General features: G+C 64.8%; 23 protein-coding genes and 1 tRNA gene. 12 read left to right on the forward strand and 12 right to left on the reverse strand.

Features of this window, described 5'->3' with window-relative positions:
• The 3 genes from CDV49_RS20400 to CDV49_RS03510 form a co-directional block, all read left to right on the forward strand.
• On the forward strand, positions 1–364 hold a 364-nt coding region (locus CDV49_RS20400; RefSeq protein WP_179209110.1), incomplete at its 5' end, for a hypothetical protein.
• The gene (locus CDV49_RS03505) at positions 361–588 is read left to right on the forward strand and encodes a hypothetical protein (protein ID WP_088214205.1); all 228 of its coding nucleotides are present in this window, start codon (positions 361–363) and stop codon (positions 586–588) included. The genes CDV49_RS20400 and CDV49_RS03505, both read left to right, overlap by 4 nt.
• Entirely contained in the window at positions 585–779 is a 195-nt protein-coding gene (locus tag CDV49_RS03510) for a hypothetical protein (RefSeq protein ID WP_088214206.1), read from the forward strand. The genes CDV49_RS03505 and CDV49_RS03510 overlap by 4 nt, the downstream gene beginning before the upstream one ends.
• A gap of 62 nt (positions 780–841) precedes the next feature.
• Here the strand turns inward: CDV49_RS03510 and CDV49_RS21045 are convergent, their stop codons facing one another.
• The 3 genes from CDV49_RS21045 to CDV49_RS03525 all read right to left on the reverse strand — a co-directional run bounded on the left by CDV49_RS21045 (position 842) and on the right by CDV49_RS03525 (position 2333).
• Complete coding sequence (locus CDV49_RS21045) at positions 842–1258, reverse strand: thermonuclease family protein (RefSeq protein WP_088214207.1); 417 nt, start codon at positions 1256–1258, stop codon at positions 842–844.
• Positions 1259–1822: 564 nt separating this feature from the next.
• Positions 1823–1898 (reverse strand) — tRNA-Ala (locus tag CDV49_RS03520).
• Positions 1899–2009: 111 nt separating this feature from the next.
• Positions 2010–2333: a TIGR02300 family protein gene (locus CDV49_RS03525; protein ID WP_088214208.1), complete on the reverse strand. Its 324-nt coding sequence runs from the start codon at positions 2331–2333 to the stop codon at positions 2010–2012.
• Between the two features lie 191 nt (positions 2334–2524).
• On the opposite strand from CDV49_RS03525, the gene CDV49_RS03530 reads away from it, so the two are divergent.
• A complete protein-coding gene (locus CDV49_RS03530; protein ID WP_088214209.1) occupies positions 2525–3226 on the forward strand; it encodes a M48 family metallopeptidase in 702 nt (233 codons plus the stop codon).
• Positions 3227–3259: 33 nt separating this feature from the next.
• Positions 3260–3910, forward strand: a complete 651-nt coding sequence (locus CDV49_RS03535) for a GntR family transcriptional regulator (protein ID WP_035707924.1) — start codon at positions 3260–3262, stop codon at positions 3908–3910.
• 509 nt (positions 3911–4419) lie between these two features.
• Here CDV49_RS03535 and lpdA read toward each other — a convergent pair.
• The 9 genes from lpdA to mdh all read right to left on the reverse strand — a co-directional run bounded on the left by lpdA (position 4420) and on the right by mdh (position 14966).
• On the reverse strand, positions 4420–5808 hold the full coding sequence (gene lpdA, locus CDV49_RS03545) for a dihydrolipoyl dehydrogenase (RefSeq protein WP_088214211.1): 1389 nt from the start codon (positions 5806–5808) through the stop codon (positions 4420–4422).
• A 42-nt stretch (positions 5809–5850) separates the two neighbouring features.
• Positions 5851–6240: an MAPEG family protein gene (locus tag CDV49_RS03550; RefSeq protein ID WP_088214212.1), complete on the reverse strand. Its 390-nt coding sequence runs from the start codon at positions 6238–6240 to the stop codon at positions 5851–5853.
• A gap of 7 nt (positions 6241–6247) precedes the next feature.
• Complete coding sequence (locus CDV49_RS03555) at positions 6248–6493, reverse strand: hypothetical protein (RefSeq protein WP_088214213.1); 246 nt, start codon at positions 6491–6493, stop codon at positions 6248–6250.
• A 57-nt stretch (positions 6494–6550) separates the two neighbouring features.
• The gene (gene odhB / locus CDV49_RS03560) at positions 6551–8095 is read right to left on the reverse strand and encodes a 2-oxoglutarate dehydrogenase complex dihydrolipoyllysine-residue succinyltransferase (protein ID WP_088214214.1); all 1545 of its coding nucleotides are present in this window, start codon (positions 8093–8095) and stop codon (positions 6551–6553) included.
• Positions 8096–8101: 6 nt separating this feature from the next.
• Positions 8102–11071, reverse strand: coding sequence for a 2-oxoglutarate dehydrogenase E1 component (locus CDV49_RS03565; RefSeq protein ID WP_088214215.1), 2970 nt, complete (start codon positions 11069–11071; stop codon positions 8102–8104).
• Positions 11068–11595, reverse strand: coding sequence for a DUF805 domain-containing protein (locus CDV49_RS03570; protein WP_088214216.1), 528 nt, complete (start codon positions 11593–11595; stop codon positions 11068–11070). The genes CDV49_RS03565 and CDV49_RS03570 overlap by 4 nt, the downstream gene beginning before the upstream one ends.
• Positions 11596–11687: 92 nt before the next feature.
• Entirely contained in the window at positions 11688–12572 is an 885-nt protein-coding gene (gene sucD / locus CDV49_RS03575) for a succinate--CoA ligase subunit alpha (protein WP_088214217.1), read from the reverse strand.
• 3 nt (positions 12573–12575) lie between these two features.
• Entirely contained in the window at positions 12576–13769 is a 1194-nt protein-coding gene (gene sucC / locus CDV49_RS03580) for an ADP-forming succinate--CoA ligase subunit beta (protein ID WP_088214218.1), read from the reverse strand.
• Between the two features lie 234 nt (positions 13770–14003).
• Positions 14004–14966, reverse strand: a complete 963-nt coding sequence (gene mdh / locus CDV49_RS03585) for a malate dehydrogenase (protein ID WP_088214219.1) — start codon at positions 14964–14966, stop codon at positions 14004–14006.
• Positions 14967–15135: 169 nt separating this feature from the next.
• Between mdh and CDV49_RS03590 the strand changes: the two genes are divergently transcribed.
• The 7 genes from CDV49_RS03590 (at position 15136) to CDV49_RS03620 (ending at position 20093) form a co-directional block, all read left to right on the forward strand.
• Positions 15136–15837, forward strand: coding sequence for a sulfite exporter TauE/SafE family protein (locus CDV49_RS03590; protein ID WP_088214364.1), 702 nt, complete (start codon positions 15136–15138; stop codon positions 15835–15837).
• 61 nt (positions 15838–15898) lie between these two features.
• Complete coding sequence (locus CDV49_RS03595; RefSeq protein ID WP_088214220.1) at positions 15899–16738, forward strand: HpcH/HpaI aldolase/citrate lyase family protein; 840 nt, start codon at positions 15899–15901, stop codon at positions 16736–16738.
• Between the two features lie 12 nt (positions 16739–16750).
• Positions 16751–16954, forward strand: a complete 204-nt coding sequence (locus CDV49_RS03600) for a DUF1737 domain-containing protein (RefSeq protein ID WP_088214221.1) — start codon at positions 16751–16753, stop codon at positions 16952–16954.
• Between the two features lie 233 nt (positions 16955–17187).
• The gene (gene sdhC, locus CDV49_RS03605) at positions 17188–17574 is read left to right on the forward strand and encodes a succinate dehydrogenase, cytochrome b556 subunit (RefSeq protein ID WP_035744652.1); all 387 of its coding nucleotides are present in this window, start codon (positions 17188–17190) and stop codon (positions 17572–17574) included.
• A gap of 8 nt (positions 17575–17582) precedes the next feature.
• The gene (locus CDV49_RS03610) at positions 17583–17954 is read left to right on the forward strand and encodes a succinate dehydrogenase, hydrophobic membrane anchor protein (RefSeq protein WP_088214222.1); all 372 of its coding nucleotides are present in this window, start codon (positions 17583–17585) and stop codon (positions 17952–17954) included.
• A 16-nt stretch (positions 17955–17970) separates the two neighbouring features.
• Entirely contained in the window at positions 17971–19779 is a 1809-nt protein-coding gene (sdhA, locus tag CDV49_RS03615) for a succinate dehydrogenase flavoprotein subunit (RefSeq protein WP_088214223.1), read from the forward strand.
• A 29-nt stretch (positions 19780–19808) separates the two neighbouring features.
• Positions 19809–20093: a hypothetical protein gene (locus tag CDV49_RS03620; RefSeq protein WP_035708403.1), complete on the forward strand. Its 285-nt coding sequence runs from the start codon at positions 19809–19811 to the stop codon at positions 20091–20093.
• Positions 20094–20153 lie beyond the last annotated feature (60 nt).

Here is a 20153-nt window from a genome sequence, read left to right on the forward strand (position 1 = left end):
GTTCTCTGGCGATGTGGACGGTGTGACGGCGGCGGTGATGACGGATCGGGACGACACGCCTGTCATGCAGTGGTTTGGGCGCTGGCTGGAGGTGACCGCCCGCATGCGCGCGCTTCCAGCCGGGTCGCCCGCTTTCGACGGGCTTCTTGATGAGCAGACCTCAATCGAGGACAGCCTGCTCACCCTCCCGGCGGAGAACGCCCGTGACTTCGTGGCGAAGGTCTATGCCTACACGAACCGTGGGGAGGGCGGGTTGCCCAGCCACAACGAGCTACCGGCGCTCTGGGCCGAGGCCCGCGCCCTGGTGTTCCACACCGGCTGCATCGTTCACGCCCAAGCCCATCCACAGGAGGACAGGACATGATTACCGACAGCGACATTGCCCATATCGACAAGATCGAACGGGCCGTCAGCTTCGCCTATACCGCCTCCGGCCTCGTCACGGCCGCCCGGCTGGCTCTGGAGAGCAACACGGGTGCCAGTCAGGGGGAAGGCGCGGAATGGGCCGTCGCCCTCACCCTGGAACTCGCGGAGGTGTTCATGGGCGCCAGCATCGATGGCATGGAACTGGCCGGGATGAAGCCATGAGCGATGAAACCCCAGAGGATTTCCGACCAGAGCGCGCAGCGCTCGCCGGGCTGGATGCCGTCGAAAGACTAATGCTGATGCACTCGCTTCGCCTGACAGTGGAAGCCAAAAGCAGGAGCTGGGAGACGCGCCGTCTCAACCAGTTCATGGCAGCTATCCAATCCTACCGCGCCACCAAGACGGCTCCGTGATTGCCCTGCCACAGACTGACGGCCCCGCCCAGCGCGGGGCTTTGTCCATTGTGGACAGCCCGCTAGGTTCCCCGCGACATATGAGGAACCGAATTGATTCGATCTGTTTTTGCATGCGCGTTGGCGCTGGTTTTCGCCATTGGAGTTTTCACCCCGGTTTCCGCCCATGGCGGCGGGTGCAGGAAGTCATCCCCACCGGGCAAATGCTGCCATATGGACAAGAAGCGCGGCGAGGTGCACTGCCATTGAGGCAGAGGCAGGGAGCCTATCGTCTCCGTGCCTTGCGCCAATCCCACGGCCCAGCCGTTCGCGACCATCCAGCGATTCACGTCGATCCCCCGCACAGCGCACACCGCGACGACGCGACCGTATTGGTCAACGTCCCTCTCGACACAGGTCACAGGAGAGCGGGCAATAAGGGCTGCCAGCGCATTCGCGGCCTCTGTCCCGCATCGCCTTCCTTGCCTCCGCGCTCGCACCGCTGCCGCCCCTCCGGGCTGTCAATACCATGCAGTCGGATGCGCTGGCCGTGAATCTCGATTGTGTCGCCGTCAATGACGCTAGCGGTCCCTGCAATGTTGGCAGGTGCTGCGTTCGCAACGGGCGCGGCAAGTAGTGCGATGAGGGCAAGGGCGTATTTCATGCCGCCACATAGGATGCTGGGTATCGCTCCCGCAAGCGACGGCGGAGGGGGGTGGTTAAGGTCGGTCGCCAGTGCGGCCCGTCACACCCGCGCCCCGCTTCTCGCGTGCACCCGCGATTCAGAAAAAGGCAGTGTGAGATGTGGGGGGGGTAGTCAGCATTCCGGCGGCAGGTCTGCATGCCACACCCGCGCCCCTCCCACGCGCAGATTTTTTCGTGCGGTTGAGACTGCGGACTTCGGACTTCGGGATAGCTATCCCGAGGTTGCTGGCATGGGCCGGAGTCTCACACGGTATCGTGAAATGTCAGATCATCTCGCGCGTGATGTGGGGTAAAGTGTGGGAGGCGTCGAAGGCAACGGCAAAAAATGCCAATATTATCAAACGTCTAGGTGGTAGATTTGGTGGAGCCAAGGGGAGTCGAACCCCTGACCTCTTGAATGCCATTCAAGCGCTCTCCCAACTGAGCTATGGCCCCACCGGAGGTCCGGGCGTCGCCGCCCGTGTGCGGTGCTTCTAGGCAGCTGCGGGGGGAAGCGCAAGGGGAAAAATCCGCCCTGCTGTCATTTCCCCCGCGCACCCCGAAGGATCAGTTGTCCTCGTCGTCCCCTGCCACGTCAGCAAGATCGTCGAGCGAGACGTTGTCGTCCTCGTCATCCTCAAGAAGATCGTCGTCGATATCGGCTTCGGGGGTGTCTTCTTCGAGAACCTCTTCATCCGCGTCGATATTGTTGTCATTGATGGTCGACTTGCTCTTATCGGCGGCCATCACGCGGCCACGCCCTGCAAGCAGGCTCTCGAGCGAGAACGTATGGCCGCATTCGGGGCAGGTCATCGGATCGCGCTGAAGGTCGTAGAAACGGCTCCCGCAGTGCGGGCAAAGGCGTTTGACGCCCCATTCGTCCTTGGGCATGGGAACCCCTTTCATGTCAGGTCGTCGAGTGAATCGGGGCCAACTGCCACAGCTGGCGAAGGCTGTCAAAGCCTTTCCATGTAAGGGCAGCGGGCACAAGGCTTCGCATATGGGAAACGCTGCAGGGGAATGCCAGAGGGCCGTTGCGGGAGGGCTTTTGCGGGGACGCGGCCAAGGCTAATCTCCGTCGCATGACATCCCTTGTGCTGCCGGGCAGCCCGCCCATCGACATATCGCTCCGCCGCTCTGCCCGTGCGCGCCGATTCTCCCTCCGGGTGTCCCGGCTGGATGGGCGTGTCACGCTCTCCCTGCCGGAGCGGGCGCGGGTTTCCGATGCAATGGCCTTTGCCCGTGATCGCGAAGGGTGGATCCGCGACGTTCTCTCCGTCCGTCCGCAGGAGGTGCGAATCGCTCCGGGCGCCGTGCTTCCGGTGGAGGGCAGGATGCGCCACGTGCGGCTGGCCCGCGTGCCAAGGATCATGGAGGATGGGGCGGGGGGGCTTCTGGTGCCGGAGGCGGCCGCGGCGCGGACGGCGGCACGGGTGGAGGCCTTCCTGAAGCGCCTGGCCCATGAGCGGCTGGAGGTGGCATGCAGCCGTCATGCGCGTGCCGCGGGTCGCGGCTATGCGAAACTGACGCTGCGTGACACGCGGTCCCGGTGGGGGTCATGCACTTCGGATGGTCGGCTCATGTTCTCCTGGCGGCTGATTCTCGCGCCGCCGGAAGTGCTGGACTATGTCGCGGCGCATGAAGTGGCGCATCTTGTCCATATGGACCATTCACCGGCGTTCTGGGCGGAGGTGGCGCGGCTGATGCCGGGCTATGCGGCCCCCCGCCGCTGGCTCCGCGATCACGGGCAGGAACTGCACCGATACATCTTTCGAGGGGATTGACGGCGGCTCCCTCCGGGTGGGATCACTGGCGCCATGCTGCCCCAGATCCGCCCCTCAGACACCACGCCCGCCGCGCATGAGCGGCTCTATCGCACTTTACGCCAGCAGGTCATGCACGGCGAGCTTGCGCCCGGCCAGTCGCTCACGCTCCGTGGTCTGGGGCGGACATTCGGCGTCTCCATGACCCCTGCGCGGGAGGCCGTGCGGCGGCTGGTGGCGGAGGGTGCGCTGACGCTCTCCTCCTCCGGGCGGGTCTCCACGCCGGAACTGTCGAACGAGCGGATCGAGGAGCTTGCGGCCATCCGTGCCCTGCTGGAGCCGGAGCTTGGCACACGCGCCCTGCCGCGCGCCCACATGGCGCTGATAGAGCGGCTCCAGACCATCAACGCCGCCAATGCGGAGGCGGTCGCCAAGCATGACGCCGTGGCCTATATCCGCACCAACCTGGAGTTCCACCGGACCCTCTATCTCCGTGCGCAGGCCCCCGCGATGCTTGCCATGGTGGAGACGGTCTGGCTGCAACTCGGCCCGACGATGCGGGCGCTCTATGGTCGGCTCCGGCGGAATGAGGCGCCGCCCTATCACCGCCATATCATCGCCGCGCTGAAGGCGGGGGACGATCCCGGACTGCGGCTCGCGATCCGCACGGATGTCACGCAGGGCTTGCGCCATCTGACGGCATGACGGGCGCGCAGGAAAGCGGGGCTGACCGGATTTTTACCCTTAACAACCCGCGGAGAAAGGTCTTCGGGCCGGCGCTGGGGCGGAACCATTCGCGGTCTTAGCAGGCTGCTGAAAAAGTCCTGACCTGTCATGCCTATGCGCCGGAATAGGAAAATCGGCCCGGAAACGCCCGGAAATCTATGGATTTCCGGCTGAATTTCGTCAGATGGCGAACGATTTCCGCTCCAACACAGGCCAAAAGCCTTTTTCAGCAGCCTGTTAGGAAAGCCAGCCGAAAACCTCCATATTTCGGATCATTCGCGGACCGATTTTTCCGATTTCCGAAGCAGAACACGAGGCCCGAGGATTTTCCGCGGCCTGTTGATCGCCGCGTGCGATGGCATGAAAAGACTCCCACGCGGCGACCGGCTTCGGCGCCGCGGCAGAGAAGGGGCGGACCTGCGGTAGCCGCCGAAGCATGAAAAAGGGCGGCGCCCGTGACGCCGCCCTTTTCACCGTGAAGCCGGTTCTTACGAGTGGATCGGGCCGTCGCCACAGGCGAGCGCCGCCTCCCGCACTGCTTCCGAATAGGTCGGGTGGGCATGGCAGGTGCGGGCCAGATCTTCTGCCGCAGCGCCGAACTCCATCGCCACACAGGCTTCATGGATGATCTCGCCCGCCGACGGGCCGATGATATGAACCCCGAGGATCCGGTCCGTTTCCTTGTCGGCGAGGATCTTGACGAAGCCTTCCGCCGCCAGCGTCGCCTTGGCCCGGCCATTGCCCATGAAGGAGAACTTGCCGACCTTGTAGGCCCGGCCCTCCTTCTTCAGTGCTTCCTCCGTCGCACCGACGGAAGCCACTTCCGGCGTGGTGTAGATCACGCCCGGAATGACCTCGTAGTTCACGTGGCCATGCTTCCCGGCGATCGTTTCCGCCACGGCCATGCCCTCATCCTCCGCCTTGTGGGCGAGCATCGGGCCCTGGATCGCATCGCCGATGGCGTAGATGCCGGGGACGGTGGTCTGCCAGTGGCCGTTCGTGACGATCTGGCCGCGCGGGGTCAGCTCGACACCCAGCGCGTCAAGGCCAAGGCCCTCCGTGTAAGGCTTGCGTCCGGTGGCGACGAGCACGACATCGGCTTCCACCGTCGCCTCGCTGTCGTCCTTGCGGAGCTTGTAGGTCACGGTCGCGCCAGCCGCGCCCTTCTCCACCTTCTGGACGGCGGCGCCCAGCACGAATTTCAGCCCCTGCTTGGCGAGGATGCGCTGGAACTGCTTTTGCACCTCCGCATCCATGCCGGGGGTGATGGCGTCGAGATACTCGATCACCGTGACTTCCGCGCCGAGCCGCTTGTAGACCGAACCAAGCTCCAGACCGATCACCCCCGCGCCGATCACTGCAAGGCGCTTCGGGATGTCCTTCAACGCCAGCGCGCCGGTGGAGGTGACGACGGTTTCCTCATCGACATCCACGCCGGGCAGGCTGGAGGAGACGGAACCGGAGGCGATGACGATGTTCTTCGCCTCATGCACCTCGTCTCCGACCTTGACCTTGCCGGCCTCCGGGATGGAGGCCCAGCCCTTGATCCAGTCGATCTTGTTCTTCTTGAACAGGAACTCGATGCCCTTCGTGTTCTGCCCGATCACGTCTTCCTTGAAGGCGAGCATCTTCGGCCAGTCCACGGTGGGATGGGCGCCCATGAGGCCCATTTTCTCGAAATTCTCGTGGCTTTCGTGCAGCAGATGCGTCGCATGCAGCAGCGCCTTGGAGGGGATGCAGCCAACGTTGAGGCAGGTGCCTCCAAGCGCTTCCCGCCCCTCGACGCAGGCGGTCTTCAATCCCAGCTGGGCCGCGCGGATGGCGCAGACATAGCCGCCGGGGCCGCCGCCGATCACGATCACATCATAACTTGCCATAACTTGACTCCTTGCGGGCGCCGCTCTTGCCGTGCGCCCAGATCAGATAAGTGCCGCGAGGATCATCACAAAGGTGGCAAGAAATCCCACCCCGAAGATGACGGACCGCCAAGGCGACCAGCCAAAGGCATAAGCGGGAATGTAAAGCACCCGCGCCGCCAGATAAATCCAGGCACAGAGGGCGGTGAGTGACGTGGCCGCGCCGGACAGCGTGACGACGACCACCGCGATGGTGAAGAAGCAGAGCGCTTCGAAATGGTTGTTGACCGCGCGCCGGAGGCGACCGGTCAGGGGGGAGAAATCGGGCTGGGTGTCGCGTGGTCCCACGTTCCACTCAGGCCCGATATCGCGGTTCATCGCCACGGCGGCCAGCCCGATCTGAACTGCCTGCAACAGCGCCGCGAGCGCGAGGACCGTGAGTTCAGGGGTCATGTGAGGGTCACGCCGTTTCGACGAATTCTGTGCTGGTGAAGCCGGTGCCGAGCGCGTTTTGCTTGCTCAGCCACGTTTGCGCCCGCCCGCGGTCGTGCACCTCGAACAGCACGACGACCCGGGAGGGTTGATCGGCGCCGCGCCAGATCTGGAGCGTGGACAGGCCGGCTGCCTCGATGTTCTCGACCTCCGAGTCGAACGCGGCTTTCCAGGCGGTGTAGTCGGGAGCGTCGGCGTGACAGATGAGCTGCATCGAAGCCTCACAGGTTGAAGGAAGGCGCCCCCGACAGGACCGGAGGCGCCGGGGTCGTCAGAGATCCATCAGCAGGCGGCGCGGATCCTCCAGCGCTTCCTTGACGCGCACGAGGAACGTCACGGCGCCCTGACCGTCCACGATACGGTGATCGTAGGACAGTGCCAGATACATCATCGGACGGATGACGATCTGTCCCTTCACCACAACGGGGCGCTCCTGGATCTTGTGCATGCCGAGGATGCCCGACTGCGGCGGGTTCAGGATCGGCGAGGACAGCAGCGAGCCATAGACACCGCCGTTGGAGATCGTGAAGGTGCCGCCCTGCATGTCGTTCATGGAGAGCTTGCCGTCCCGCGCCTTGGCGCCAAGCTCGGCAATGGTCTTTTCGATCTGTGCAAACGACATCTGGTCGGCATTGCGCACGACCGGCACGACGAGCCCGTTCGGCGTGCCCACGGCCACGCCCATATGGACGAAGTGCTTGTAGACGATGTCCGTCCCGTCGATCTCGGCGTTGACTTCCGGCACTTCCTGAAGCGCATGGACGCAGGCCTTGGTGAAGAAGGACATGAAGCCGAGCTTCACCTTGTGCTTCTTCTCGAACTGCTCCTTGTATTCATTGCGCAGCGACATGACCGCCGACATGTCCACCTCGTTATAGGTGGTCAGCATGGCGGCGCTGTTCTGCGCATCCTTCAGGCGGCGGGCGATGGTCTGACGCAGGCGCGTCATCTTCACCCGTTCCTCGCGGCCCACGTCATCCGCAGCGACCGGCGCGCGGGCGACAGGGGCGGCGGCAGGCGCGGCGGAGGCGGCGGGCGGGTTGGCCAGCGCCTTCAGCACGTCTTCCTTCATGATGCGGCCATCGCGCCCGGTGCCGGTCACGGCGTCACGGGACAGGCCCGCGTCCGCCATGGCGACCTTGGCGGAGGGTGCATCCTCCACATCCCTCCGACCGGAGGCAGGCGCGGCCGTGGTGGCGGGTGCGGCAGCCGCAGCGGGCGCGGCGGCAGCGGCGCCCGCACCGGAGGCGATCACGGCGAGCTTGCCCGCGGCCTCGACCGTGGTGCCTTCAGCGGCGAGGATCTCGACCAGCACGCCCGAAGCCGGGGCAGGAACCTCGACGGAGACCTTGTCGGTTTCCAGTTCGCACAGCATCTCGTCGGCGGAGACCTTGTCGCCCACCTGCTTGAACCAGGTCGCGACGGTCGCCTCCGTCACGCTTTCGCCCAGAGCGGGGACCTTGACTTCGACACGCTCGCCGCCGGTGCTGGCCGGCTTGGCCTCGGCAGCCTTCGCTTCCGCAGCCTTCGCTTCTGCAGGCCTGGCGGCGGGCGCGGGCGTGGATGCGGCGGCGCCGGCACCCTCGCTGATCGTCGCCAGCAGCGCGTCAACTCCGACGGTTTCGCCTTCCTTCGCCACGATCTCACCCAGTGTCCCGGCGGCGGGGGCCGGAACCTCCACCGTCACCTTGTCGGTCTCCAGTTCGCAGAGCATCTCGTCAGCCGCGACCCTGTCGCCCGGTTTCTTGAACCAGGTCGCCACGGTCGCTTCGGTGACGCTTTCCCCCAGCGTGGGGACGCGGACTTCAACGGTCATTAGTCTTTATCCTTCGATCGTGAGCGCTTCATTCACGAGCGCTTCCTGCTGTGCCTTGTGCTGGCTGGAAAGGCCCGTCGCCACCGAGGCGGAGGCCGCACGGCCGACATAGCGCGGCCGCTGATGAGTAGAGCCGAGGCGGGTCAGAACCCATTCGATATTCGGCTCGACAAAGGTCCAGGCGCCCTGGTTCTTCGGTTCCTCCTGGCACCAGACGATTTCCGCATCCTTGAACCGGCCCAGTTCACGGACGAGCGTGAGCGCCGGGAACGGATAGAGCTGTTCGAGCCGCAGGATGTAAACGTCGGTGATGCCCCGCGCATCCCGCTCCTCCAGCAGATCGTAATAGACCTTGCCGGAGCAGAGCACGACACGCCGGATTTGCTCGTCCGCCACCAGTTCCGTGGTGGAGTTGCCTTTCTGCGCATCGTCCCAAAGCACCCGGTGGAAGTTGGACCCGGTGGTGAAATCCTCCGCCGTGGAGACGGCGAGCTTGTGCCGGAGCAGCGACTTCGGCGTCATCATCACCAGCGGCTTGCGGAAGGTGCGGTGCAGCTGGCGGCGCAGGATGTGGAAATAGTTGGCGGGGGTGGTGCAGTTCGCGACGATCCAGTTCTCCTGCGCGGAAAGCTGAAGATACCGCTCCAGACGTGCGGAGGAGTGCTCCGGGCCCTGACCCTCGTAGCCATGCGGCAGCAGCATCACGAGCCCGGACATCCGCAGCCATTTCGATTCGCCCGACGAGATGAACTGGTCGAACATGATCTGCGCGCCGTTGGCGAAGTCGCCGAACTGCGCCTCCCACAGGGTCAGCGCGTTCGGCTCTGCGAGCGAGTAGCCGTATTCGAAGCCCAGCACCGCATATTCGGAGAGCATCGAATCGATGACCTCGTAACGGGATTGCCCCTCACGGATATGGTTGAGCGGATAGTAACGCTCCTCCGTCGCCTGGTCGATGAAGGCGGAGTGCCGCTGCGAGAAGGTGCCGCGCGTCGAATCCTGCCCCGACAGACGGACCGGAAAGCCTTCCGTCAGCAGGGAACCGAAGGCCAGCGCCTCGCCCGTCGCCCAGTCGAAGCCGGCGCCCGTCTCGAACATCTGCTTCTTGGCGTCGATCAGGCGGGTGACGGTCTTGTGGATCTCGAACCCGTCCGGTGCGGTGGTGAGCGCGTGGCCGATATCCTTCAGCGTCTCCGGCGTGATCGCGGTGTCGCCGGGCTGGTAGTCCTCCCCCTCGCGGTTGATGTTCTTCCACCGTCCGTCCAGCCAGTCGGCCTTGTTCGGCTTGTATTCCCGACCGGCTTCGAACTCTCCGTTCAGCATCGTCTGGAAGGCGGCCTTCATATCCTCGATCTCACCCTCGGGGATCAGGCCGTCGGCGACGAGCCGGTCGGTGTAGAGCTGAAGCGTGGTCTTGTGCTTCTTGATCTGGGTGTACATCACCGGGTTGGTGAACATCGGCTCGTCGCCTTCGTTGTGACCGAAGCGACGGTAGCAGAAGATGTCGATGACCGCGTCCTTGTGGAACTTCTGCCGGAACTCGGTCGCCACCTTGGCGGCATGAACGACCGCCTCCGGGTCATCGCCGTTCACATGGAAGATCGGCGCTTCCACCATCAGGGCGATGTCGGTCGGATAGGGCGAGGAGCGGGAGAAATGCGGCGCGGTGGTGAAGCCGATCTGGTTGTTCACCACGATATGGATGGTGCCGCCCGTCCGGTGGCCGCGAATGCCCGAAAGCTGGAAGCATTCCGCGACGATGCCCTGACCGGCAAAGGCCGCATCGCCATGCATCAGGATCGGCAGGACGGCCACGCGTTCCGCCTGATCGTGAAGCTGGTCCTGCTTGGCGCGCGCCTTGCCCAGCACGACCGGGTCCACCGCTTCGAGGTGCGAGGGGTTCGCGGTCAGGCTGAGGTGGACTGTGTTGTCGTCGAACGTCCGGTCGGAGGAGGCGCCGAGGTGATATTTCACGTCACCCGAGCCGTCCACGTCGTCAGGCTTGAAGCTGCCGCCCTGAAACTCGTTGAAGATCGCGCGGTAGGGCTTGCGCAGCACGTTGGCCAGAACGTTCAGCCGGCCGCGGTGCGGCATGCCGATCACCACCTCCCTCACGCCGAGCGCGCCGCCCCGCTTGATGATCTGCTCCATCGCCGGGATGAGCGCCTCGCCCCCGTCAAGGCCGAAGCGCTTGGTGCCCATGTATTTGACATGGAGGAATTTCTCGAAACCCTCCGCCTCGACCAGCTTGTTCAGGATCGCGCGACGGCCTTCGCGGGTAAAGGTGATTTCCTTGCCGTAGCCTTCGATCCGCTCCTTCAGCCAGGCGGATTGCTCCGGGTCGGAGATGTGCATGTATTGCAGCGCGAAAGTGCCGCAATAGGTCCGCTTCACGATATCGACGATCTGCCGCATCGTGGCGTGCTCCATCCCGAGCACGTTGTCGAGGAAGATCGGCCGGTCCATGTCGCCTTCGGTAAAACCGTAGGACGCGGGGTCGAGCTCCGGGTGATCCGCGCTTTGCCGCACGCCCAGCGGGTCGAGATCGGCGGCCAGATGCCCCCGGATGCGATAGGCGCGGATCAGCATGATCGCGCGGATCGAATCCAACACGGCGCGGCGGATCTGGGCATCCGACACCTCGACGTCGAGGGCCTTGGCCTTTTCGGCGATCTTCTGACCGGCGGCCTTTGCCTCCTTCGCGGGGGTGGCGACGGGCCATTCGCCGGTAAGCGCGGCGGTCAGGTCGTCATTGGGAAGCGGGGGCCAGTCGCTGCGGGTCCAGCTCGCGCCCTCCGCATTGCGCTGCGCATCCTGCTTGTCGTCACCCAGCGCCTTGAAGAATGCCTGCCAGCTCGCATCCACGGAATTCGGATCCGTGGCATAGCGCGCCTGCAGCTGCTCCACGTAATCCGCGTTCGCTCCCTGCAGGAAGGACGAGGCGTGGAACACGTCGTTCGGGGATTGGTCGGTCATTGTCTTACCTCAAGCGGGTCGGGGCCGAAGCGGTTCTGCCCGGCGGTGCCGCGCTGGATGAGCCAGTAGAGCGGCAGGAAAACGGCGGCGATGAACATCACGAACCAGGCCAGTCCGGCGAGCGTTGGCGCGATGTTGAACAGGGCGGCGATGGCAAGGAGGCCGATCACCACGATGGCGAACGGGGCAAGCACGTACCAGCCGGAGCGGTTCGTGTCATGCAGCCGTCGGATCATGACGGCGAGATGCGGCAGAAAGACGAGCAGCCCGAGCAGCGAAGAAACGGGCCCGTTCTCGGCCGTGGCCCAGGCGGAGGCACCATAGCCCTCGACCGGGGGAGGCGGCGTGGATGTGGCGACGCCGGTGGAAACGGTGGCTCCGAACAGCATCGCATCGATCAGGGATGCGACCATGCCCGCGATCGTCAGCGCAAGCACGAACCACCAGTATTCCGAGCGCGGTGCGCGACCCCGGAAACCGACATATTGCCTCAGGCATGAACGGACAGCTTCTGCGAAGCCCATGATGCTCACCTGTTTCGGAGGATGCGGCCTCCGGCGAATGGGCGCCCTTCCGGGGCGCAGGCGGGGCCGTGGGCCGGCCCCGCGAGGGGGCGTTACTTGCCCATGGCCTTCAGAACGGCCTCACCGAGACCGGCAGGGCTGTCGGCGACGATGACGCCCGCGGACTTCATCGCCTCGATCTTCGATTCCGCATCGCCCTTGCCGCCGGAGACGATGGCTCCGGCATGACCCATGCGGCGGCCTTTCGGAGCGGTGCGCCCGGCGATGAACCCGGCGGTCGGCTTCCAGCGGCCCCTTTTCTTCTCGTCGGCGAGGAACTGCGCGGCGTCCTCTTCCGCCGAACCACCGATCTCACCGATCATGATGATGGACTCGGTTTCCGGGTCGGCAAGGAACATTTCCAGCACGTCGATGTGCTCGAGCCCCTTGATCGGGTCGCCGCCGATGCCGACTGCGGAGGACTGGCCGAGACCCACGTCGGAGGTCTGCTTCACCGCCTCGTAGGTCAGCGTGCCGGAGCGGGAGACGACGCCCACTGAGCCGCGCTTGAAGATGTTGCCCGGCATGATGCCGATCTTGCACTCGCCCGGCGTCATGATGCCCGGGCAGTTCGGCCCGATGAGGCGCGACTTGCTGTTGGCGAGGGCGCGCTTCACCTTCATCATGTCGAGCACCGGGATACCCTCGGTGATCGCGACGATCAGCGGGATCTCCGCGTCGATGGCTTCGAGGATCGAATCGGCCGCGAAGGGCGGCGGAACGTAGATCACGGAGGCGTCTGCCCCGGTCTGTTCCCTCGCTTCCAGAACCGAGTTGTAGACCGGCAGGCCGAGATGCTCGGTGCCGCCCTTGCCCGGCGTCACGCCACCGACCATCTTTGTGCCGTAGGCGATGGCCTGTTCGGTGTGGAAGGTCCCCTGGGAACCGGTGATCCCCTGACAGATGACCTTGGTGTCTTTGTTGACGAGAACGGACATTCCTTACCCCTTCACCGCTTTCACGATCTTCTGAGCAGCGTCGCTCAGATCGTCGGCAGCGATCACGTTCAGGCCGGACTCGGCGATGATCTTCTTGCCGAGTTCGACGTTGGTGCCTTCAAGTCGCACGACCAGCGGAACCTGCAGACCCACTTCCCTCACCGCGGCGATGATGCCTTCCGCGATGATGTCGCACCGCATGATCCCGCCGAAGATGTTGACGAGAATGCCTTTGACGTTCGGGTCGGAGGTGATGATCTTGAAGGCTTCCGTCACCTTCTCCTTCGTCGCGCCGCCGCCCACGTCGAGGAAGTTGGCCGGTTCCGCGCCATAGAGCTTGATGATGTCCATCGTCGCCATGGCAAGGCCCGCGCCGTTGACCATGCAGCCGATCTCACCGTCGAGCGCGATGTAGTTCAGATCGTATTTGGAGGCGGCGAGTTCCTTCGGATCCTCCTCCGTCTCGTCGCGCAGCGCGAGAATGTCGGCGTGGCGGTAGAGGGCGTTGTTGTCGAAGCCCACTTTCGCGTCCAGCGCCTTCATGTCGCCGTCGGTGGTGACGATCAGCGGGTTGATCTCCACCATCTCCGCGTCTTTCTCGACGAAGAGTTTGTAGAGCTTGCCGATCAGGTCCACGCATTGCTTGACCTGCTTGCCTTCGAGACCCAGCGCGAAGGCCACCTTGCGGCCGTGGAACGGCTGGATGCCGGTCGCCGGATCGACGGAGAAGGACAGGATCTTCTCGGGGGTGGAGGCCGCCACTTCCTCGATGTCCATGCCGCCCTCGGTGGAGACGACGAAGGACACGCGGGAGGTCACCCGGTCCACCAGCAGCGCGAGGTAAAGCTCGCGGCTGATGTCGGAACCGTCCTCGATGTAGATGCGGTTGACCTGCTTGCCGGCCGGCCCGGTCTGGTGCGTGACCAGCGTGCGGCCCAGCATCTGCTTGGCGAGTTCGGCCGCTTCCTCGACCGACTTGGCCAGACGGACACCGCCCTTTTCGCCGGCTTCCGGCTCCTTGAACTTGCCCTTGCCGCGGCCGCCCGCGTGGATCTGCGCCTTGACGACCCAGAGCGGTCCGCCCAGTTCGCCTGCGGCGGTCTTCGCGTCTTCGGCCTTCAACACGGCGCGGCCATCGGAGACCGGCACGCCGTAGTCGCGCAGGAGCTTCTTGGCCTGATATTCGTGGATGTTCATTCTCTCACCGGTTCCTCTGCTGAGTTCGGTCCTCTCCCGTCCCGGTCGTCGAACCGGGCCGACTGGGCGGTCTTTTGGCACGATCCGCGGACAGGGGAAAGGGAAAGGCTGGGCAACCGCGAAGCAGCCAGCCAAAATCCGCCTTATGTGATCACAAGGAAAAATCGTGTGATCACAAAATGCAGATGGCCGCCTCCGAGGTGAGTCGGAAGCGGCCATCCGATGACAAGACGATCAGGCCAGCGAGCTGTCGATGTTCTTGCAGGCCGCCACGAGACCTTTCACCGCGTCCACCGACTTGTCGAACATCACCTGTTCGTCGGCGGTCAGCTTGATGTCCACGATCTTTTCGATCCCGTCCTTGCCGATCACCGTCGGCACGCCGACGTAGAAGCCGTCCAGACCGAAGGCGCCGTCGACATAGGCGGCGCAGGGCAGCAGGCGCTTCTGGTCTTTCAGATAGGCTTCCGCCATCTCGATCGCCGAGGTCGCGGGGGCGTAGAAGGCGGAGCCGGTTTTCAGCAGGCCCACGATTTCCGCGCCGCCGTCACGGGTGCGCTGGATGATGCTGTCGAGCCGCTCCTGCGTGGTCCAGCCCATTGCGACCAGGTCGGGCAGCGGGATACCGGCGACGGTGGAGTAGCGGGCGAGCGGAACCATCGTATCGCCGTGGCCGCCCAGAACGAAGGCCGTCACGTCGCGCATGGAGACATTGAACTCCAGCGACAGGAAGTGCCGGAAGCGGGCGGAATCGAGCACGCCCGCCATGCCCACGACTTTCTCGTGCGGCAGGCCGGAGAATTCGCGCAGCGCCCAGACCATCGCGTCGAGCGGGTTGGTGATGCAGATGACGAAGGCGTTCGGCGCATATTGCTTGATGCCTTCGCCGACCGATTTCATCACCTTCAGGTTGATGCCGAGAAGGTCGTCGCGGCTCATGCCCGGCTTGCGCGGCACGCCTGCGGTCACGATGCAGACATCGGCGCCTGCGATGTCCTCATAGGTGTTGGTACCTTTGAGCACCGCGTCGAACCCTTCGGAGGGGCCGGATTCCGCGATGTCGAGCGCCTTGCCCTGCGGGGTGCCTTCCGCGATGTCGAACAGGACGACGTCACCGAGTTCTTTCATCGCGGCGAGATGGGCGAGCGTTCCGCCGATCTGCCCCGCGCCGATGAGCGCGATCTTGGGTCTGGCCATGGAATTGTCTCCAAACGGTTGTTGACGGCGCGATGGGTAAGCCCTCCGGCCCCCTCGCGCAAGCTTGCGGCGCACACCGTTTGCGCTAAAGCGGAAGGAAAGAGGGCAGAGAGTGTCGATCATCGCGGAACACGGGGCTGGATTCTGGGCGCTGGCAGTGCTGGCGTCCATGCTCGTCGGCATGAGCAAGGGCGGGCTTCCGGTCGTCGGCATGCTCGGCGTTCCCATTCTGGCGCTGGTTCTGCCGCCCGTCATGGCGGCGGGGGTGCTGCTGCCGGTGTTCGTCGTCTCCGACATGTTCGGTCTCTGGGCCTATCGCCGCGCCTTCGACCGGCGCGTGGTCGCGATTCTGGCCGCCGGCGCCACGCTTGGCGTCGCGCTCGGCGGGGCCACGGCGAGCAGCGTACCGGAGTGGATCGTCACGCTGTTAATCGGGCTGATCGGAGCGGCCTTCGCGGCGTCGATGCTGCTGCGGCGGGCCGCGACTCCGGTGGCGCGGCCGGCGCGGACGGGCCCTGGCCTGTTCTGGGGGTTGCTTACCGGCTTCACCAGCTTCGTCAGCCATGCGGGCGCGCCCCCCTATCAGGTCTATGTCCAGCCGCTCGGCCTGCCGAAGGCGGTGTTTGCGGGCACGACGACGGTGCTTTTCGCCTATGTGAACGCGATCAAGCTCATCCCCTATTACCTGCTCGGCCAGCTTTCGGGAGAGAATCTGCATATCGCCGCCGTGCTCCTGCTGCCCGCGGCGGCGGCGGTTTTCCTTGGTGTGAAGCTCGTGAAGATCATCCCGACCGCGCTGTTCTACCGGCTGGTCACATGGGCGCTGCTGCTTATCTCGCTGCGGCTGATCTGGCAGGGGCTTCACGGCTGACGCGGGTTGCGGAGCGGCTGGTCTTCCCGCATCGTGGCGCCGATCTGCGAGGAGATGACCCATGGACCTGCTGACCCGCCCGTGGCGCTCGGCTCTCTATATGCCTGCAAGCCGTGCCCGCGCCGTTGAAAAAGCTCGCGAGCTTGAGGCCGATGCCCTGATCTTCGATCTGGAGGACGCGGTCGCCCCCTCGGACAAGGAGGCCGCGCGCACATCCATTGCCAATGCTCTGGAAATGGGCGGTTTCGGCGACCGGACGCGGCTCGTCCGAATCAACGGGCTGGATACGCCATGGGGGGCGGACGATCTCGCTGCACTGGAAGGCGTGCCGTTGGACGGTCTCGTCGTGCCGAAGGTTTCAGGCCCCGAGATGCTGGAGCGAATCGACCGCCCCCGGATCTTTGCGATGATCGAAACGCCTGCCGGTGTTCTGAATGCCGCCGCGATCGCGGCGCATCCCTCCACCGCCGGCCTGATCGCGGGGACGAACGATCTCGCACGGGAACTCCGCAGCAAGGACCGGCCGGACCGGCTCGCGCTGCTGCCGTCCCTCGGGGGCATCGTGCTCGCAGCACGCGCGGCGGGGGTGATCTGTCTGGACGGGGTCTATAATGCCTTCCGGGACGAGCAGGGCCTGACATGGGAATGCGAGCAGGGCAGGGACCTGGGCTTCGACGGCAAGACGCTGATCCACCCCGGCCAGCTCGCCATCGCCAACGCGATCTTCGCGCCTTCCGCAGAGGAAATCGACTTGGCCACCCGGCAGATCGCCGCCTGGGAGGAGGCCGAGTCGGAAGGGCGGGGCGTGGCCGTCGTGGACGGCAGGATCGTGGAAAATCTGCATGTTGCAACGGCGCGCGATCTGCTTGCACGCGCGGCTGTCATCGCCGCACGCGATTGAAACAGGGACACCATGAAACTCTACAGATTTCTGAGCGATGACGACACTTCTACCTTTTGCCACAAGGTGACGGCGGCTCTCAACGCAGGGTGGGAGCTGCATGGCGGGCCGACTTACGCTTTTGACGGGACCAACGGCATAATGCGTTGTGGTCAGGCGGTGGTGAAAGAGGTTGAGGGAACCTACACCCCCGAAATGAAGCTTGGCCAGTATTGACCGTCGGTTGTGACTCCAAATGTGATCACAGCAACTGCGCCGTGATCACATATCTGCGATTTTTCTGGCGCTTCGCTGCGTAATAGGGGAAACGGGGTCCAGCATGGGCGTGACATGGGCCGCAAATCGGCTATTCATGCCCGGATGAGGCCCGGTTGACCGGTCCGCACATCTTGGGAAAGCCAGACCCCGGGCGGCGCGGCCCGCGGGCCGCCAGTACGGAGAAGAACGTCATGGCCGATGTCGAGCGCGGTAATCGCCCGCTTTCGCCCCACCTCCAGATTTATCGCCCGCAGTTGACGGCATTCACCTCGATCATGACGCGGATCACGGGCAATGGCCTGATCGTCACCGCCGTTCTGATCGTGTGGTGGTTCGTCGCTCTTGCGTCCGGGCCGGAAGCCTATGACCGGGCGAACGGGTTCCTGACCTCATGGTTCGGCGACCTCATCATGACGCTGTCGGTGGCGGCGATGTGGTATCACCTCCTCGCAGGGTTGCGGCATGTGTGGTGGGACAACACCACACGCGGCATGGATATCCCGACCGCCTACAAAATCGGCTACGCGATGTTGGCGGGCACGGTTGTCCTCACCCTCCTTACCCTGATCATCGTCTGAGGCCCGACATGCGTTACCTGACGTCCCGCAAGCAGGCCGAAGGGCTCGGCTCCGCCAAGACCGGCACGCATCACCACTGGCAGATGCAGGTCAAGGGCATGGCGCTCGTGTTCCTCATCCCGCTTTTCATCTTCACCTTCGGCCCGATGCTCGGTCGCCCCTATGCGGAAGTCGCCGCCTATTACGCGCGCCCCTTCCCGGCGATCGTCGCGGGCCTGACCTTCATCGTGGGTCTGATCCACTTCAAGGAAGGCGCGCAGATCATGATCGAGGATTACACCGACGGCAACGCGCGGAAGATCCTGATCCTGCTCTCCACCTTCATCAGCTATGCCGCGGCGGCTGCGGGCGTTTACGCGCTGATCCGCCTCGCGCTTTGAGCCAACGGAGCTAAGAATGGCAGCCTATCCTTACGAGACCCATACCTATGACGTCGTTGTCGTGGGTGCGGGCGGCTCCGGGCTCCGCGCCACGCTCGGCATGGCCGAGCAGGGGCTCCGCACGGCTTGCATCACCAAGGTTTTCCCGACGCGGTCCCATACCGTCGCAGCACAGGGCGGCATCGCCGCCAGCCTTGCCAACATGGGGCCGGACAACTGGCAGTGGCACCTCTACGACACCGTGAAGGGGTCGGACTGGCTTGGCGACACCGATGCGATGGAATACCTCGCCCGGCAGGCGCCCAAGGCGGTTTACGAGCTTGAGCACTACGGCGTGCCCTTCTCCCGCACGGAAGAGGGCAAGATCTACCAGCGTCCCTTCGGCGGTCACACGACGGAATTCGGCGAAGGCCCGCCCGTGCAGCGCACCTGCGCCGCGGCAGACAGGACGGGGCACGCGATTCTGCACACGCTCTACGGCCAGTCGCTGAAGGAGAAGGCGGAATTCTTCATCGAATACTTCGCCATCGACCTCATCATGTCGGAAGACGGCAAGCAATGCGTCGGCGTCCTGGCATGGAAGCTCGATGACGGCACGATGCACGTCTTCTCCTCCAAGATGGTCGTGCTGGCGACGGGCGGCTACGGGCGCGCCTATTTCTCCGCCACCTCCGCGCATACCTGCACGGGTGACGGCGGCGGCATGGTGGCCCGTGCCGGGCTGCCGCTGCAGGACATGGAATTCGTGCAGTTTCACCCGACCGGTATCTACGGCTCCGGCTGCCTCATCACCGAGGGCGCGCGGGGCGAGGGTGGCTATCTCACCAACTCCGAGGGCGAGCGGTTCATGGAACGCTACGCGCCCACCTACAAGGACCTGGCGTCGCGCGACGTGGTATCGCGCTGCATGACGCTGGAGATCCGCGAGGGCCGCGGCGTGGGGGAGCACAAGGACCACATCTTCCTGCACCTGAACCACCTGCCGCCGGAGACGCTGCACGAGCGGCTTCCCGGCATCTCGGAATCGGCGCGCATCTTCGCCGGCGTGGACGTGACGAAGGAGCCGATCCCTGTTCTGCCGACCGTGCACTACAACATGGGCGGCATTCCGACGAACTACCACGGCGAGGTGCTCAACCCGACGGCGGACAATCCCGACGCGATCTTCCCCGGCCTGATGGCGGTGGGCGAGGCGGGCTGCGCCTCCGTCCACGGGGCGAACCGGCTGGGGTCCAACTCGCTGATCGACCTCGTGGTCTTCGGGCGCGCGGCGGCGATTCGGGCTGGCGAGCTGCTGAAGCCCGAGGACGCGAACCCGCCGCTCAACAAGGCCTCGATCGACAAGGCGCTCGACCGGTTCGACCATTTCCGCCACGCCAACGGTTCCGTCCCGACGGCGGAGCTGCGGCTTGAGATGCAGCGCACGATGCAGGCCGATGCCGCCGTGTTCCGTACCGACAAGACGCTCGCCGAAGGCGTGGAGAAGATGGACAGGGTCGCGGCCAAGATGGCCGACATCAAGGTGACGGACCGCAGCCTCGTGTGGAACTCCGACCTGATGGAGACGCTGGAGCTCACCAACCTGATGCCGAACGCGCTGGCCACCATCGTGGGGGCGGAAGCGCGCAAGGAATCGCGTGGCGCCCATGCCCATGAGGACTGGCCGAACCGGGACGATGCGAACTGGCGCAAGCACAGCCTTGCCTGGGTTGACGGCACGAAGGTGACGCTGGACTACCGTCCGGTCCACCTCGATCCGCTGACGCCGGAATCCGAAGGCGGCATCCCGCTGAAGAAGATCGCGCCGAAAGCGCGCGTCTATTGATGCGGTGCGGGATCTCCCCTCCGGTCGCCATGCTGCCGCTTCTGGCGGCGCTGGCAGCCTGCGGGCCGATCCCGCTCGACGCGGCCGAGCGGCAGTGTGCGGGCCAGGCCTATGATGCGGTCCGCCCGCGCGGGCATGTGGCCTTCGGTCTCGGCACGGATGGACGGCGGGTCTCGACCGGCACGAGCGTCGGTATAAGTGTGACCTCCGACTACCTCCGCGGACGCGATCCGAACGAGGTCTATACGAGCTGCGTCGTCCGGCGTTCGGGCGGCCTTTACCCGACCCGCCCCTATTATGAGCTTACGCCATGACCGGGGCGCCCGTGTCATCGTTCGAGCAAGCCCGGCCGCTTCACGGCGCCAGCAAGACAA

Origin of the sequence: Haematobacter genomosp. 1 (assembly GCF_002196855.1) — a bacterium.
Lineage (GTDB): Bacteria > Pseudomonadota > Alphaproteobacteria > Rhodobacterales > Rhodobacteraceae > Haematobacter.

What these genes read in the sequence shown, in the direction of transcription:
- CDV49_RS03595 (WP_088214220.1), top strand. Translation starts at nt 15,899, where the DNA reads ATGGACCTGCTGACCCGCCCGTGGCGCTCGGCTCTCTATATGCCTGCA.
- sdhC (WP_035744652.1), top strand. Translation starts at nt 17,188, where the DNA reads ATGGCCGATGTCGAGCGCGGTAATCGCCCGCTTTCGCCCCACCTCCAG.
- CDV49_RS03570 (WP_088214216.1), bottom strand. Translation starts at nt 11,595, where the DNA reads ATGGGCTTCGCAGAAGCTGTCCGTTCATGCCTGAGGCAATATGTCGGT.
- CDV49_RS03530 (WP_088214209.1), top strand. Translation starts at nt 2,525, where the DNA reads ATGACATCCCTTGTGCTGCCGGGCAGCCCGCCCATCGACATATCGCTC.
- CDV49_RS03590 (WP_088214364.1), top strand. Translation starts at nt 15,136, where the DNA reads ATGCTCGTCGGCATGAGCAAGGGCGGGCTTCCGGTCGTCGGCATGCTC.
- sdhA (WP_088214223.1), top strand. Translation starts at nt 17,971, where the DNA reads ATGGCAGCCTATCCTTACGAGACCCATACCTATGACGTCGTTGTCGTG.
- CDV49_RS03535 (WP_035707924.1), top strand. Translation starts at nt 3,260, where the DNA reads ATGCTGCCCCAGATCCGCCCCTCAGACACCACGCCCGCCGCGCATGAG.
- CDV49_RS03510 (WP_088214206.1), top strand. Translation starts at nt 585, where the DNA reads ATGAGCGATGAAACCCCAGAGGATTTCCGACCAGAGCGCGCAGCGCTC.
- odhB (WP_088214214.1), bottom strand. Translation starts at nt 8,095, where the DNA reads ATGACCGTTGAAGTCCGCGTCCCCACGCTGGGGGAAAGCGTCACCGAA.
- CDV49_RS03555 (WP_088214213.1), bottom strand. Translation starts at nt 6,493, where the DNA reads ATGCAGCTCATCTGTCACGCCGACGCTCCCGACTACACCGCCTGGAAA.
- mdh (WP_088214219.1), bottom strand. Translation starts at nt 14,966, where the DNA reads ATGGCCAGACCCAAGATCGCGCTCATCGGCGCGGGGCAGATCGGCGGA.
- CDV49_RS03505 (WP_088214205.1), top strand. Translation starts at nt 361, where the DNA reads ATGATTACCGACAGCGACATTGCCCATATCGACAAGATCGAACGGGCC.
- sucD (WP_088214217.1), bottom strand. Translation starts at nt 12,572, where the DNA reads ATGTCCGTTCTCGTCAACAAAGACACCAAGGTCATCTGTCAGGGGATC.
- lpdA (WP_088214211.1), bottom strand. Translation starts at nt 5,808, where the DNA reads ATGGCAAGTTATGATGTGATCGTGATCGGCGGCGGCCCCGGCGGCTAT.
- CDV49_RS03620 (WP_035708403.1), top strand. Translation starts at nt 19,809, where the DNA reads ATGCTGCCGCTTCTGGCGGCGCTGGCAGCCTGCGGGCCGATCCCGCTC.
- CDV49_RS03610 (WP_088214222.1), top strand. Translation starts at nt 17,583, where the DNA reads ATGCGTTACCTGACGTCCCGCAAGCAGGCCGAAGGGCTCGGCTCCGCC.
- CDV49_RS03600 (WP_088214221.1), top strand. Translation starts at nt 16,751, where the DNA reads ATGAAACTCTACAGATTTCTGAGCGATGACGACACTTCTACCTTTTGC.
- sucC (WP_088214218.1), bottom strand. Translation starts at nt 13,769, where the DNA reads ATGAACATCCACGAATATCAGGCCAAGAAGCTCCTGCGCGACTACGGC.
- CDV49_RS03550 (WP_088214212.1), bottom strand. Translation starts at nt 6,240, where the DNA reads ATGACCCCTGAACTCACGGTCCTCGCGCTCGCGGCGCTGTTGCAGGCA.
- CDV49_RS03565 (WP_088214215.1), bottom strand. Translation starts at nt 11,071, where the DNA reads ATGACCGACCAATCCCCGAACGACGTGTTCCACGCCTCGTCCTTCCTG.
- CDV49_RS03525 (WP_088214208.1), bottom strand. Translation starts at nt 2,333, where the DNA reads ATGCCCAAGGACGAATGGGGCGTCAAACGCCTTTGCCCGCACTGCGGG.